The sequence below is a fragment of the Dysgonomonas mossii DSM 22836 genome, from assembly GCF_000213575.1.
Classification (GTDB): Bacteria; Bacteroidota; Bacteroidia; order Bacteroidales; family Dysgonomonadaceae; genus Dysgonomonas; species Dysgonomonas mossii.
This window is the reverse complement of record NZ_GL892006.1, coordinates 480,197-495,583: the sequence shown is the minus strand read 5'-3', so window position 1 is coordinate 495,583 and position 15,387 is coordinate 480,197. Positions and strand designations below refer to the sequence as shown.

General features: G+C 37.2%; 10 protein-coding genes. 5 read left to right on the top strand and 5 right to left on the bottom strand.

Annotated features, from left to right (window positions below; all coding sequences use genetic code 11):
* The first annotated feature begins 8 nt into the window (after nucleotides 1–8).
* Nucleotides 9–962, top strand: a complete 954-nt coding sequence (locus tag HMPREF9456_RS08955) for an NAD-dependent epimerase/dehydratase family protein (RefSeq protein WP_006843187.1) — start codon at nucleotides 9–11, stop codon at nucleotides 960–962.
* 8 nt (nucleotides 963–970) lie between these two features.
* Here HMPREF9456_RS08955 and HMPREF9456_RS08950 read toward each other — a convergent pair whose 3' ends face one another.
* Nucleotides 971–1,339 (bottom strand): YccF domain-containing protein, encoded by a 369-nt coding sequence (locus HMPREF9456_RS08950; RefSeq protein ID WP_006843186.1) that lies wholly within the window; start codon nucleotides 1,337–1,339, stop codon nucleotides 971–973.
* A 159-nt stretch (nucleotides 1,340–1,498) separates the two neighbouring features.
* On the opposite strand from HMPREF9456_RS08950, the gene HMPREF9456_RS08945 reads away from it, so the two are divergent.
* Nucleotides 1,499–1,888 (top strand): lipocalin-like domain-containing protein, encoded by a 390-nt coding sequence (locus HMPREF9456_RS08945; protein WP_018074891.1) that lies wholly within the window; start codon nucleotides 1,499–1,501, stop codon nucleotides 1,886–1,888.
* Between the two features lie 47 nt (nucleotides 1,889–1,935).
* On the opposite strand, the gene HMPREF9456_RS08940 is transcribed toward HMPREF9456_RS08945, so the two are convergent.
* The 4 genes from HMPREF9456_RS08940 to HMPREF9456_RS08925 all read right to left on the bottom strand — a co-directional run bounded on the left by HMPREF9456_RS08940 (nucleotide 1,936) and on the right by HMPREF9456_RS08925 (nucleotide 6,734).
* Nucleotides 1,936–2,940, bottom strand: coding sequence for a hypothetical protein (locus HMPREF9456_RS08940; protein ID WP_006843184.1), 1,005 nt, complete (start codon nucleotides 2,938–2,940; stop codon nucleotides 1,936–1,938).
* Nucleotides 2,941–3,121: 181 nt separating this feature from the next.
* A complete protein-coding gene (locus HMPREF9456_RS08935) occupies nucleotides 3,122–3,550 on the bottom strand; it encodes a lipocalin family protein (RefSeq protein WP_006843183.1) in 429 nt (142 codons plus the stop codon).
* A 33-nt stretch (nucleotides 3,551–3,583) separates the two neighbouring features.
* Nucleotides 3,584–4,243 carry an oxidoreductase gene (locus HMPREF9456_RS08930; protein ID WP_006843182.1) on the bottom strand — a complete coding sequence of 220 codons (660 nt, stop codon included), beginning with the start codon at nucleotides 4,241–4,243 and terminating at the stop codon, nucleotides 3,584–3,586.
* A gap of 28 nt (nucleotides 4,244–4,271) precedes the next feature.
* A complete protein-coding gene (locus HMPREF9456_RS08925; RefSeq protein WP_006843181.1) occupies nucleotides 4,272–6,734 on the bottom strand; it encodes an endonuclease MutS2 in 2,463 nt (820 codons plus the stop codon).
* A 694-nt stretch (nucleotides 6,735–7,428) separates the two neighbouring features.
* Here HMPREF9456_RS08925 and feoB point away from each other — a divergent pair.
* The 3 genes from feoB (at nucleotide 7,429) to HMPREF9456_RS08910 (ending at nucleotide 14,868) form a co-directional block, all read left to right on the top strand.
* Nucleotides 7,429–9,909: a ferrous iron transport protein B gene (gene feoB / locus HMPREF9456_RS08920; protein ID WP_006843178.1), complete on the top strand. Its 2,481-nt coding sequence runs from the start codon at nucleotides 7,429–7,431 to the stop codon at nucleotides 9,907–9,909.
* Between the two features lie 428 nt (nucleotides 9,910–10,337).
* A complete protein-coding gene (locus tag HMPREF9456_RS08915) occupies nucleotides 10,338–13,427 on the top strand; it encodes a SusC/RagA family TonB-linked outer membrane protein (RefSeq protein ID WP_006843177.1) in 3,090 nt (1,029 codons plus the stop codon).
* Between the two features lie 19 nt (nucleotides 13,428–13,446).
* Entirely contained in the window at nucleotides 13,447–14,868 is a 1,422-nt protein-coding gene (locus HMPREF9456_RS08910; RefSeq protein WP_006843176.1) for a RagB/SusD family nutrient uptake outer membrane protein, read from the top strand.
* Nucleotides 14,869–15,387: the final 519 nt, after the last annotated feature.

Here is a 15,387-nt window from a genome sequence, read left to right as displayed (position 1 = left end):
ATTGCACAATGAAGAAAATAGCTATCACCGGGGCTGCCGGAAACTTAGGAGGGCTCTTAGCTCAGGAACTTCAACACAAAGAAAATGTACACCTGAATTTGCTGATACATAAAAAAGATGTAGCCGAGAATCTGAAAGGTAAGAACAATGTATCTGTGTTCCGGGTCGATCTGGCAAGCCCCAAAACATTGGATGACGCTTTAGCCGGAGTTGATGTGGTTGTACATTTTGCCGGGGTTTTGTTCAAAGCCAATCCCGAAAAGTTTTTGCCTACAACAAACACAATATACTTTAAAAACTTACTCGACGCAGCTGTACAGCAGAAGGTAAAACGTATAATCTTGATTAGTTTTCCCCATGTGGAAGGAGAATGTACTCCCGATAATCCAGCAACAGGGCACTTAACAGGAAATCCCGAATCGATGCATGCCCGTACTCGTCTCGAAGAAGAAAAACTCTTGTTCGGTTATGGTGAAAAATATAGTATAGAGGCTGTTTCTCTGCGGGTAGGAATGGTCTACGGCAAAGGGATACTAATGATAGATGCTGCACAGTGGTTTGCTCGACATTGGCTTTTGGGCGTGTGGCGGAAACCTACATATATTCATCTTATTTCGAAAGTTGATTTTGCAGACGCCACGATTGCCGCAGCATTGAGGCCTGGTATCAACGGAATATATCACATCGGTGACGAAGGAGTGCAAACCTTACAGCAATTTTTGGACGAAATTACTGCTTATAAAGGGAATTGCAAGCCTTGGCATATGCCTGTGTGGATGATAATGGCTGCTGCAAAAGGCTTTGAGCTGTATTCATCTTTGTTTGGCACACAGAGTCCTCTCACAGTAGACTTTATCAAAATAGGAATGGTGTCATACTATGGCGATACCCATCGTATGAGAAATGAATTACTTCCCGAGCTGAAGTTTAAGACTTATCAGGAGGGGATAGAGCTGTTTTGATGATTGGTTTATCTGATCTCTTTTCCAAAAGGTACAAGAGCCAGATGTATCAGTTTGAAATGCTGTTTTCCAAACGGAATACCTATTATTGTGATACAGAGAAGAACCCCCCAAAACAAATGTGTAAGGGCAATCCAGAATCCTCCGATTATGATCCATATAATATTCATCACCAGATTGAGACAGCCCGGAGCATAGTCTTTCGATTCAACATGGCTTCCAAATGGCCATATAGCAAGTATCCCCAGCTTGAAAGCTTGTAGTCCGAAGGGAATGCCTATGACGGTTAATAACATAAGAAATCCGGAAATGAAGTACTCGATAGCTATCATAAAGCCTCCGCAGATCAACCATATTATATTCCCTATTGTTTTCATACGTAACTTGTGCTTAAAGGTATTTAAAAAAGATAAATAAAATCAGTTGAACAAATATAGCAGGATTTTGTAAAAGCAATGAGAATATTCTGTCTTTTTATGGAGCGAATGTCTCGTTAATGAAAAATAATTTGTTTTTTTGTGATAAACATGGAACGAATGTCTATTAGATTGGTAAGTCTTGTTGGTGTTATCTTTACTTTCCTATTCTTGGGTAGTTGCAAACCCTACAATAGCGATGAGGTAAATAACCAGATGATACAAGGAAAATGGCAGCTTGTGGCTGTGGAATCGAAAAAGAATGATTCGGCAGACCTAGACCTGAATCAGCAAGATGTATATTTATACTTTAATGGAAATAAGTGTACGCAAGAAATTGTCGGACTTGCAAAGTCTGACTTTACCTTTGTTATCCATAATTTTACACTGATGTTGTATAAAGATTCTGTATTCGATAATAAGCTTGATATATACACTTTAACTGTCGACTCTTTAGTCTTTAAGCAAGGAGGAGACAGGTCTCTAAAATATAAAAGAACAGGACTGTAGGTTTGCCTGTTCTTCTATAATTTGTGTATGTATGTGTATGATGCTTTCTAGTCTATTCTTCTGAGGAATCTTCTCATTTCGTATATTATGTCAGGTCTGGCATCTGTCCTGAACTTGTTGAAGCTAATAAAAGAATCAAATTCTTTATTCGTAGACGAATCCGTTCTTTTTTTCCAGTCCGTAACCCAAAGGAAAGGGGCTGTGGGTACATGATTTCCTAGTGTGTCAACTGCATTGTCTACAAAATAATAAACAATATCGTCAACGATTTTTACGGGATATTTACCTGTGATTTGTACTCCATCATTATCCGGATCACGGAAATCTATATTTACCGATGTCTTTCCATTTCCCTCGTCTTTGAAGGTGTATGTGTTGCCTTTCAGCTTAGCCAGCGTTTCTTTCGAATAAGTAGCGTCGTATACGCCATTAGCCAATAACTGATAATCATATACTTCCCATTTTCCGAGCAGGCTGCTATATTTGCCCTTAACATCTACTTTCTCCATATTGGGATGTATATTAGGCGCTTTTTCTATATTTCTCATCGATCTGCCGTCTTTGATCTTATAGCCATCTACTGTAAAGTGTTTGAATACAGTAAAAGCCTCCTTGTTTTTATAAAATATAGAGATTGTTTCAGTATTTACAAAAGAAGTATCTCTTCCGTTATGTTGTGTAACGTTCATGGTGATCAGACCATCCTTTACATCGTAGGTACCTTTATCTATAAGTTCATCCAGTACATTTGAGTTTTCGAATGTGTAAACACCTTTCGAGTCTATGTAAAACTTATTGATAAATCCGTCGTAATCTATTGATCTGAAATTTGGATATGCTGATTCCGATCCATCTTCCTTTACTTTAATTACTTGTTTCTCCGAGTTATATATTTCCCATGTGCCCAACAAATCATCCTTGGTAAGGTCGGATGGAGTAATTGTTTCTGTATTGGTATTCGGTTTGTCAGGAGTATCGCTGTTGCAACTGCTTAATCCTATAATAGTACATATTAAGGGAAAAATGCAAAGTAGTTTTTTCGTCATTATCATTTGGAGAACGTTTTGTATAGTTTATGCCTGTTTGCTGTGCAAAGATATAATAATATCTGTAAAAGAATGGAATGTATGGCTTTGTTTTTGCTTTATTTAATTGTATTCTATCATTTTAGCCTCTTTGTATATAGTAATTGTATTTTTTTGTAAATTGTTATTTAGGGATGTTAATCCAGTCTTATCGATTCAAATTTTGCCTCTTTAATATGAGCGGAAAAGAAAAATCGTAATCGGAAACGGATAGTCTCATTATTCCGTTTTTGATGGATCGTATTTGTAACGACAATTTTTTTTTTGTGAGTTTTTTAGTATTGCTGTTTTGTAGGAATTCAAAATAAGTAATGCCTATGCTGTTTTTCTCTATTAAATATTTTCCTGTAATATTGAAAAGAATGACTCCGTTCATTGATTCTCCCAAATGAAAAGTATAATCATCCTTGAATATGTATATATAAGGATATTCCGGCTCTGAATATTGCCCCGGCTTGTCTGTTTCTTTTACTTCTACCCACCGTCCGGCAATGTCGCCTTTTGTGTAAGAAACATCTTGTCCAAAAAGGTGAAGAAAAGAGATGGAGAGTAAGCAGAATAAGAGAACCTTCTTCATAATAGTAGGTTTTAAGATTGCTGATGTGAAACCTTATTTCGCAATCTCTGTTATCTCGTCCGAACGATATACATGAAGCCCTACTGTATTCTGTTGAGCAACTCTATACATGGCTTCAGCTACATCCTTGGCTTTGATAGGACGGTATTTCTTTAATTTGCCTGTAAGAAATATGGAGAATATTTTCATGGCAAAACTCAGTGCTTTTTCTCCAAGCCGAAACTCTTTCCTGTTGCCTTCCAATAACGATGGTCTGAATATGGATATAGATTGGAACGGCAATTTCCTTAGCTCTTCTTCACACTTGCCTTTTATCCGTAAATAGAAGTTGCTCGATTCCGGATTAGCACCAATGGCTGATATTATCGAAAATTGCTTTATTCCATTTACCGCAGCTACCTTTGCAAACTGAAGAGGGTAGGTAAGGTCTACTTTTTTGAATGCTTCTTGGCTTCCGGCTTTTTTGATGGTCGTTCCCAGGCAGCAAAACATATCATTGCCTTCCATATAATCTTTATACGAGTCTACGTCGTCGAAGTCTACGATATGCTGAACCAGTTTGGGGTGCGATATTTTAGTTTCGCGACGTACAAAACATATCGTTTTATCGTAGATGTCACTATTTAATAGTATTTTCATCAGATGAGAACCCGTCAATCCGGTACTTCCTATCAAAATTGCAGTTTTTGCCATCTCTTTATCCTTTTGCTTTTCTGTTTAATTATTCAAGGTCTACTACAGTAATTCCTGTACCTCCAAATTGTACATGCTCATCCTGGAAATTTCGTACACCTTGAGCTGTACGGAGATAATCTCGTATCATCTGTCTTAGTGCTCCTGTCCCCGTTCCGTGCAATATTCGTATTCGTGAGACCCCTACGAGTACTGCATCGTCTACAAAATACATGACAGCTTGCAGTGCCTCTTCGCCACGCATACCTCTCACATCTATATCTTGCTTGAAGTTGAGTTTCTTCTCTCGGAGATCGTCGCTGGCTGCTACGCTGACTGTAGTGCTGCGGGTTTCACGTTTTACCTGATTTTTACTTATGTATTCAAGCGTTTCGAGTTTGACGGTCGATTTGATCATGCCAAATGCAACTGTAGCGCTTCCTTTTTGTATGTCAAGGACTTGTCCGATTGAAGTTTGCCCTTTGATGCGTACATTGTCTCCGGGAGCGATAGTTTGTTCTTTACTTTCTTTCGGCTGTTCGCTTTTCTTCTTTTTATTTTTTTCTTTCTCTTTTAACTTCTCAATTTTCTTGGCTATCTTATCATCCGAGAAAATCTTATCGTCTTCCAATGACGATTTGAACTCATTCAGTGTTAATCGTGCTTGCTTTGTCTTTTCCTTCTCGGCCTGCGATTCACGAATTGTACGTATCGTATTCTCTATTTTAGCATTGGCCTCCGATAAAACCCGTTCTGCATCAGCCTTAGCCTGACGGAGTATCTCTTTTCGTTGTTTCTCGACACTCAACAGATCTGTTTCGTATGTTGTGGTAATCTCTTCAAGTCGTTTTTCTTTCTGACGGATACTTTGGCGCTTAGTTTCCCAATAGCGTTTATCTCTGACAATATCTTGCAGGTATTTGTCCATATTGATATAATCACTGCCTACTATTTCAGAGGCGTCGGTAATAACATCTTCGGGCAAACCTATTTTTCGGGCTATTTCTATCGCAAAAGAGCTTCCGGGGTTGCCTATAGATAAAGTGAACAGCGGTTGCATCAGGTGGCGATCGTATAGCATTGCCCCATTGATAACGCCCTTGTGTTCATTTGCATAATGCTTGAGGTTTTGGTAGTGAGTTGTAATTACTCCAAAAGACTCTTTTTCATTAAAGCGTTTAAGCAGTGATTCGGCTATTGCGCCGCCGATTTGCGGTTCGGTTCCACCTCCAAATTCGTCTATAAGTAAGATTGTTTTTTTATCGCAGTTTCTTACAAAGAACTTCATATTGGTTAGGTGCGAGCTGTATGTACTCAGATCATTTTCGATAGACTGTTCGTCACCTATATCTATAAATATTTTATTGAATATCCCTACCTTCGAATTTTCTGCTAAAGGTATCGGTATTCCGCATTGTACCATGTATTGAAGTAGTCCCACTGTCTTTAAACAAACGGATTTTCCTCCTGCATTTGGTCCCGAAATAATAAGAATGCGATTGTCTTCCTCTAGTTCTATATCGAGAGGTACAATTTGCTTATTCTGTTTTCTGTGAGAAATAAATAGCAGAGGGTGCTTCGCTCTGTACCATCTTATAATTTGCTTGTCTTCTATGCTTGGTTTTATAGCATCGAGATCGATAGCAAATGTAGCTTTTGCTCTTATAAAATCGATTGTAGCCAGAAATTCATACGACTGCAATATGTCTGCTACCAGCGGGCGAAGTATATCGGTGAATGTCACCAGTATTTTTATAATCTCTCTGCGTTCTTCACTTTCCAGCTCTCTTATGCGGTTGTTGGCTTCTACTACTTCGGCGGGTTCTATAAATACAGTTTTGCCCGAAGCCGACTCGTCATGTACAATCCCTTTTATCTTTCGCTTAAATGCGGGTGCTACGGGTATTACAAGGCGTCCGTCACGCATAGTGGGGGTTACGTCTTTTTCTACAAGCCCTTCGTTCTGAGCCGTACGTAGGATTGCATTAAGGCTTCGCGATATTCCGCTCGAAACATGTGCTATGTCTTTCCGTATGCGGCTTAGCTCAGCCGATGCATTATCCTTTATGCGTCCAAACTTATCCAGAATATTATCAATCTTACTTATTAGCTGGGGAAATATGGCAACTTCTCCGGCCAATGCATACAAGTATGGGTAAGGGGTATTTTCTTCCTCCTCCTTTTTTAGGAAAAGAACAATGTCCCGTATTGTTTGTAACGATCTTCGTAAATCAAACAAGGCTGCTTCGTCTATCCATGTACCTTCTACCCGTATGTTGCGTAGAGCATGCCTCACGTCAAGAAAATAATTTGTAGGGAAGTTGTCTTCTTCGTTTATGATGCGCATAAATTCCTCGGTTTGAGACAACGATTCTGATATATGTGTATAATCAGAAGAGAAGGCCAGATTGGTAACCTTTTCTTCCCCCAGTGGACTTAAGCATTTTGCTATGAGTAGTTGGCGGATCTTGTCAAATCCTATTTTATATTCAAAGTTTTCCGGATAAATCACAGCGCTATTATTAAAATAGAGTGCAAATATAGTGAAATAGATTAACTCATTCTGTATTCAAATTTTATAAAATGGGCTTATTCTTTTTGCAGAATATAAAAATTACTTTACTTTTGTGAAAATTAAAAGGGAGAGCTTTATTACAAACTCCTAGAAGGCTGTGGAATAGTACAAATGCCATCTATGTAAATAAAAAAGAGCTATACATAATTTACTGCTATAATATAAAAACCCATTTTTTTTAATAAATTTGTTATAGGTTAGTAATAAATTATGCTAATAAGTGTTTCCTTTATATTCTGATCTTTAAAATACTTTATACAATATATTCCAATGCAAGAGAGGAGTGACGAAGGATTTATTGGGCATTTATTATCCTGCAATGACTCTTATCTTTAAACTAACAAGTGTTTTTATCTCATTATCTGCTTGTGAAAGTAGGTTTGGGGTTTTGTCATTGATTACGCTCCTCTTGAGCATTGGTTTATCTTTTTCCTTTTTTTTGTTTAATCAGGTGATTTTCATTTCGATGTGGCTTGTGGTGATTGTTATTTCTGCTTGTGTTGGTGAGGTTTGTTTTCTTATTCGGTAAAGATTCTTTTTTATACTCATTCTAAATAAAGTCATTTTTCCTTCTCTTTTTATATAAAAAATACCCATCTTTGTATCTCTAATTAAGTGAAAGATTTTTAGTATGCTTTTATCTGATTTGAACACGGGACAGAAAGGTGTCATTGTACGCGTAAATGGAAGTGGTGCTTTTCGTAAACGTATTCTCGAAATGGGTTTTATAAAAGGGAAAACCATAAAGGTGATATTAAATGCTCCCCTCAAAGACCCGATTAAATATAAAATAATGGATTATGAGGTTTCGCTCCGAAGAAGCGAAGCCGCTCTAATCGAAGTTATATATCCGGAACCACATAAAGTAAGGGATGAGAATCTGTCACACTCTCTGACAGATGGATCTTTAGATTATTATTCCACCACGGAAGATGTCGTAGCCTCATTGCGAAAACCAAATTCTGATTCGAAAAAAGTAATAAGGGTAGCATTGGTGGGTAATCCTAATGCCGGAAAGACTTCCCTCTTCAATATTGCTTCCGGAGCTCACGAGCATGTAGGCAACTATGGAGGGGTAACTGTCGATTCGAAAGAAGGAAAGTTTAAGCATGGAGGTTATACTTTTAAAGTTGTCGACTTGCCCGGAACTTATTCGCTTTCGGCATATACTCCCGAGGAATTGTTTGTAAGAAGACATATTGTAGAAGATAAACCCGATGTGGTAATCAATATTGTTGCTGCTTCTAATCTCGAGCGAAACCTATATTTGACTACCGAGCTTATCGATATGGAGGTGTCTACGGTGATCGCTCTTAATATGTATGACGAACTGTTGGAAACCGGGAGCGAATTTGATTATCAGAGTCTGTCTCAGATGATTGGTATTCCTATTGTTCCTACAGTGGCTAAAACGGGAGTAGGTATAGGTGATCTGTTCGATGCGGTGATACGTGTCTATGAGGAGAAAGAACCTATCGTTAGACGTGTACATATATATTATGGTAATGTTGTAGAAAATGCAATAAGCAAACTCAATATACTTCTTGAAAAGGAAAAAGAAACGTCGTTAATTTTCCCCCGCCGTTATATTTCAACAAAATTGTTGGAAAAAGATAAGGATGTAGACTCCTATGTCGGCTCATTGTCAAATGCTGCGGATATCTATGCTCTGAGAGACAGTGAGGTTAAATATATAGAAGATACCCTAAAAGAAGATACCGAGTCCGTGCTGACGAATGCCCGATATGGTTTTGTGGCAGGAGGTTTGAAGCAGACACTCAAAGAAAAACTTTTCGAATCCGATATAACTCGGATGATAGATGCAGTGGTTACTAATAAGTATATTGGTTTTCCTGTATTTTTCTTCTTTATGTGGGTGATGTTTGAATGTACATTCCGTTTGGGTGGATATCCTATGGAGTGGATTGAAAACGGGGTGGCAGTACTCGGTAATTTTATCCGAGGAAATATGGTTGACGGTATGCTTAAAGACTTAATTGTTGATGGTATTATTGGCGGTGTTGGCGGTGTTATAGTTTTTCTTCCCAATATATTGATCCTGTATGCTTTTATTTCCTTTATGGAAGACTCCGGCTATATGGCTCGGGCAGCTTTTATAATGGATAAGGTGATGCATAAAATGGGATTGCATGGAAAATCTTTTATTCCATTGGTTATGGGATTTGGTTGCAATGTGCCTGCGATACTTGCTACAAGAACTATCGAAAGCCGTAATAGTCGTATGATAACCATGTTGGTCAATCCGTTTATGTCTTGTAGCGCACGGTTGCCTGTTTATCTGTTGTTTGTCGGGGTTTTCTTTAAGTCGTATGCAAGCTTCGCTTTATTTGGTTTATATTTTACCGGGATTCTGTTGGCTGTGATATCTGCCCGCTTATTCAAGCGTTTTCTTTTCCCTAAAGAAGACACGCCATTTGTAATGGAATTACCACCTTACCGTATGCCAACAATTAAGTCGGTGACTATACATATGTGGGATAAATCTCAGCAGTATTTGCGAAAAATGGGAGGTGTCATTTTGGTTGCATCTATTATCATCTGGTTCTTAGGTTATTTTCCACGAGACAAAGAACGGGAGTTGAAATATGATAATATGATAACCCATGTTGAGCAGCAAGAAGGGTTAGGTGATGAAGAAAAGATTGCTCAAATCGAAGAAATAGAGGAAGGTAGAAATACAGAACATCAAGAAGATTCATATATTGGTCGTGTGGGCAAAGCGATAGAGCCTATAATGAGGCCTCTCGGTTTTGACTGGAAGATAAGTGTTAGTCTTCTTTCGGGTATGGCAGCCAAAGAGGTTGTAGTAAGCACCTTGGGTGTGTTGTATACAGGGAGCTCTGAAGATCAGGAATCGTTGGAGGTTCGTCTTTTAGCTGATAAGCAAACAGATGGGAGCACGACATTTACGCCATTGGTAGTTGTCAGTTTGTTGCTTTTTGTGCTAATTTACTTTCCATGTGTCGCAACTATTGCTGCTATAAAAGAAGAGTCCGGCTCTTGGAAATGGGGTGTTTTTAGTATTGTTTACACAACTTTACTAGCCTGGTTTATTTCTTTTGTAGTCTATCAAGTTGGATGTTTGTTCTGATTTTCTCTTATTTTCTTTCTTTTTTATTCTATTGTTTCTTATTGTTGTAATTATAATATGGAAAGGGCGACTTTGGTTGCTCTTTTCTTTTTTTTTGAAAAAGTTATGATTAAATGTTAAATTTCTGCTTTTTCAAGAGAATAACGAATCTGTTTTTTGAATATTTTTTTTGTATATAGCTTCTCGGTGGTTTCAATATGTTATTTATTTAACGTTTTAGATGTTTGTATATGTTTGTAAATCTGTATTTAATTATGTTTTACTTTCAAAATGATAAAATTTGTATAATTTAATCTAAGATTTGTTTTTTCGTGAAAATTGCCTAAATTTGTATATCAAAAAACAAACTAATGCTAAAAAGTCTGATATTGCATCAAAGTGTTAGTGTTGGGTTGAAGTTTTAATTTAGAAATTAAAGTAGTGTTTGTATGATGAAAAGAGTGATGTTAATTCTATCCTGCTTATTTATAAGCATAGGATTTATTACAGCCCAAACAACTCGTGTTACCGGTATTGTCTTAGATGATATTGGTGAGCCTGTTGTTGGAGCTTCGGTTGTTGTAAAAGGAACAACTATTGGTACGATAACAGATGTTGATGGAGCTTTTTCTATTAGTGTTCCAGAAGGAAAGGGTGTATTGGTATTTTCTTTGGTGGGAATGCAGCTTGTTGAGGCTAGAGTTACCCCAAATATGAAGGTGACAATGAAAAGTGATGAGACAGTTTTAGACGAAGTCATCGTAACAGGTTATGGGGTAACAAAAAAAGCTGCTTTTACGGGAGCCGCATCTGTTGTGGGACAAGCTAATATTGAATCCCGTAACGATGCTAACGTTATCAAAGCTTTGGATGGTACAGTTCCAGGACTTCAAATGAATATTAGTTCTGGACAGCCAGGAGCACCTGCTAATATTTTTATTCGTGGACGTAATTCAATTAATTCTGGTACTCAGCCGTTATATGTAGTGGATGGTATTCCTATTTCTTCGGATATTGTAGGAATTCGTAAGGATGAAGGACAAGAATTAAGTCCATTGTCTACATTATCATCTTCAGATATAGAAAGTATTACCGTTTTGAAAGATGCAACAGCTACTTCCATTTATGGAGCGCGTGCTGCCAATGGAGTAATTGTAATTACTACTAAAAAGGGGAAATCAGGTAAACCAACAGTGAACTTTACAGCAAAACTAGGTGTAGAAAACCGTCCTTCTGTAAATAAAAACTATAAGTTGATCAATAGGGATAAGAATATAAAACTTGCTACCGAAGCTTTAATTAATGATCATAATGTATATGGTGATGACTCTACTGTAGACTACTACCAAGGAGTTTATAAATTGGGTCTTCCTTATACAGAAGAGGGTATGAAGGAATTTTATGCGTGGTATACGGATTTTGACATGGATAATGATACAAACTGGTATGATGAAGTAACTCGTACTGGCTTCGTTCAGGAATATGGTCTTGATTTACAGGGAGGAGCACTTTCACCAACAGCTCCTAAGTATTATTTGTCTTTTAATTATCTTGATAATGATTCTTTTATTATAGGTAAGGATTTATCTAGATATTCTCTTCGTTTCAATTTTGATCAGGCTCCAACAAAGTTTGTTGAGTATGGATTGAATACAAACTTATCACTAACTGAAACTAATATGGGTTCAGGTGGTGGATATTATTCAGACCCTATTACTCAGGCATACATGCAATCTCCTCTTACTCCGGTTAAAGATGCTAATGGAGGATGGAATTTTAATACGATAAATGGGTATAATCCTGTTGCGCAGAGAAGTGCGAATGGTGACAAAAGCCGTGCAAAACAATATAGAGTTATAGTATCTCCATACTTGCGATTGAATCTGAATGAAAATCTAACATTCTTATCAAAATTTGGGGCTGATGTTTATTATCTTGACGAATTTGGTTATTGGTCATTCTTACAGCCTCAAGGTTCAGACATGAGAGGTATGGGGGAGAATTCTACAACAACCAGAACCCTCTTGACTATAACAAATACATTGAATTATATTAAAACATTTAAGGATGTACATAATTTAAATGTTTTAGTTGGTCAAGAAGGACAAAAGACAATGATGAAAGAAGCGTATTTGTCAGCGAGCAACTATCCTGTAGATTTTCTGGATCAGGTAGCTAATGCCGCAGTACCTGGCAGCGCTGCTACATATCAATATGAGCTTCTACTGAACTCATACTTCTTGAATGCGCAATACGACTATAAGTCTAAATACTATCTATCGGGTAGTTTCCGCTATGATGGTTCTTCTCGTTTTGGTTCTAATAAGAGATGGGCTTCATTCTGGTCGTTAGGTGCCAAATATAGAATCTCAGAAGAAGCATTTATGGCATCAACTAAAAGTTGGTTGAATAATATGACTATCCGTGCAAGTTATGGAACAACTGGTAACCAGGAGGTTGGTCGAGCAGGTACAGATGGTTGGTATGCTGCAAATGATCTGTTTGGTTTCGGATATAATTATAATGGTATACCGGGAAGCGGACGCCTTCAGTTTGGTAACAAAAATTTGAAATGGGAGCAAACAAACAAATTTAATGTTGGTGTCGATCTTTCTTTATTCAATATCTTGAATGTTGAAGCTGACTATTACTACCATAAAACAACAGATATGGTTTTTGCCGTACCGACATCATTTGTTACAGGTTTGAATTCTTACTATAGTAATATTGGAGAGTTGGCTAATAAAGGGTTCGAATTCTCTGTAAATGCAAATATTATTAATAAGAATGATCTGAAATGGAGTGTTGGAGTGACTCTTGCAACAAATAAAAATGAAGTAAAAAAATTAAGTACAGATTTGCCTATAGAAGGAACATATTCGATCACGGAAGTTGGTCGTCCGTTATATCAGTTCAAGATGAAAGAATGGGCTGGTGTCGATCCTGAAACAGGAGACGGATTGTGGTATTTGAATGCAACAGGAGATGAAACTACTACAAATTATAACCTTGCGACAAAGAGATATGTAGGTGATCCTAATCCTGATTTGCTAGGCTCTATTAATACAAGATTCGAATACAAAGGATTTGATTTAGCCGTACAATTTAATTACTCTTTAGGTGGAAAAATATATGGCAATAATCTTCGCTATGATGAACAAATCGGGGGAACATGGTATGGTACGTATACTTCATATGTATTTGATAACCGTTGGCAGAAACCTGGAGATAATGCAAAGGTTCCAAGATTGACAGCTTTTGATACTGGTTATGAAAATTCAGCATCTTCTAGGTTTTTGATGAATGGAGACTATCTGAAAATAAGATCGTTGGCATTAGGTTATAAATTGCCTAAAGACTTAGTTAAAAAGGCATATATTAGCTCTGCACGTGTATTTGTAAATGCAGAAAATCTATATACATTCACAGACGGGGATTATAGAGGTTTTGATCCATCGGGTGTTGGTGCTAATGGTGTTCAATGGTGGAACTTCCCTCTTCCGAGAACAATAACATTTGGAGTTTCACTTGGTTTTTAAATAAAAAAAGAAAGATTTTATGAAAAAAATATATATATCATTATTATTGATATTGGGGATCTCGGCGATGACAACGTCTTGTAGTCTGGATACTGAGAACTATCAAGATATTCCTACCGAGGAGGCATATACATCGGTACAGGATGTTCAAAACGGTATGATTGGAGCATACTGGGCTTTAGGTACATACCGTTTTTATGGTAAAAATGTGGTGGCCTTTGGTGATATGTCTGCTGATATAGCTGTTGGTAGCCAAAGTTCAGGTCATTTCGCTAATATTAGTCGTTATGTAGTTTCTGAATCTGCTACTGGCGAACTGGAAGAGGTTTGGGAATATGGTTATAAAGTTATAGACCGTTGTGTTCGTACTATACAAGGGGCTAATAAAGTGTTAAGCTCGTCGCCTAATTTGTCTGATGCAGATAAAGCAAATATTAACTTGTATGTGTCTCAATGTTATTCTCTAAGAGCATTGGCTAATTTTACTTTGGTAAATATGTTTGCATTACCATATCATGCTGGTACAAATAATTTAGGTATACCATTGTTAGTAGATAAACCTTTGGATGCTTTTGAAAAAACAGAAAGAGCAACTGTAGGGCAAACTTATGATCGCATACTTTTGGACATCACCGAAGCAAAAAAGTTGATGGAAGATGCATTATCTGCAGACATTAAGGAGCCTTCAGCTTTCTACTTCAATCGTGCTGCGATATATGCTCTAGAGGCAAGAGTTAATCTTTATATGGGAAATCTGGCTGCAGCAAAAGTTGCAGCACAGAAGGCAATAGAATTAAAAGGTTATAAAGAACCTTCTAATGAAGGATATATATCTATGTGGTCATCAATTGCAATTTCGGATGAAGATATCTTTACTATTAGCAAAACTACAGATGATAACCTTTCAGCCAATGCATTGAATACATTATATGGTTCATACAAAGGAGCTCTAGTAACAGGTTTTGCGAGTAAGTTTTTTAACAGTACAGATATAAGATTAGGGCTTATAAATGGTTCGCATCCTGCTAAATTTGATGGTATTTCTACTGCTCAAGCCGTTAATAATATACCCGTATTCCGCAAATCAGAGATGTATCTTATTATTGCAGAAGTAGAAGCAAAAGCAGAGAATATTGAACTGGCTCAAGAAGCTTTATTTTACACAGCTAAAAGAGACGTAGCGATTACTTCTCCAGATAAGTTGCCTTCTACAAAAGCAGACTTGTTGGGCTTTATATCTAAAGAGCGTGTTCGCGAATTCTTTGAAGAAGGACACCGATATTATGATGCTAGACGTACAGGTGAATTAATTACAGTTGTTAATGGTACGAAACCAAATTTTGATGTGTCGAAATTTGTATTTCCAATACCAGCTGATGAAATTAATTCAGGATCTGGTGTAGTTCAGAATCCGAATTGGTCAGCAGCTCTTCCTAAATAAGAAGAATGTATTATAATAAAAACTCCAAGCTCTTGCTTGGAGTTTTTTTATGTCTTTTAACCTCTCTTTAACGTCAACTTTCTTTTATCTTATGTAACTTTGTTTTCAGAAACGGAGGATAAATATATGTTTCAAGAAATTATTGTTGGTATTATAGGCCTATCTGTTGCCTTGCTTGTATTGTTTAAAATTTACGGATTCTTTTTTTCTAAGAATGAGCAAAAAGGTAGCTGCGGATGTTCGGGATGTGGCTGTAGTACGAAGCAAAAACAAGTAAAATATTGAAGTTTTATTTGGAGTGAAGGATAAATATTCATATATTTGATATAAAGATTTAAGTCGTGTTGGTCGATTGGGAAGCTCATCAATTAAAAAATGACCGAGACAAGCTTTTGATTCTAATGGCGGGCCACACCTTCGGGTTGCTTAGCGCGGTGGATTACAAAGGGATCGAAGCACTCAAATCCTGTTTTACGGAGTTTCGGTATATCCACCAATACGACTTTCTATACAAAAGGA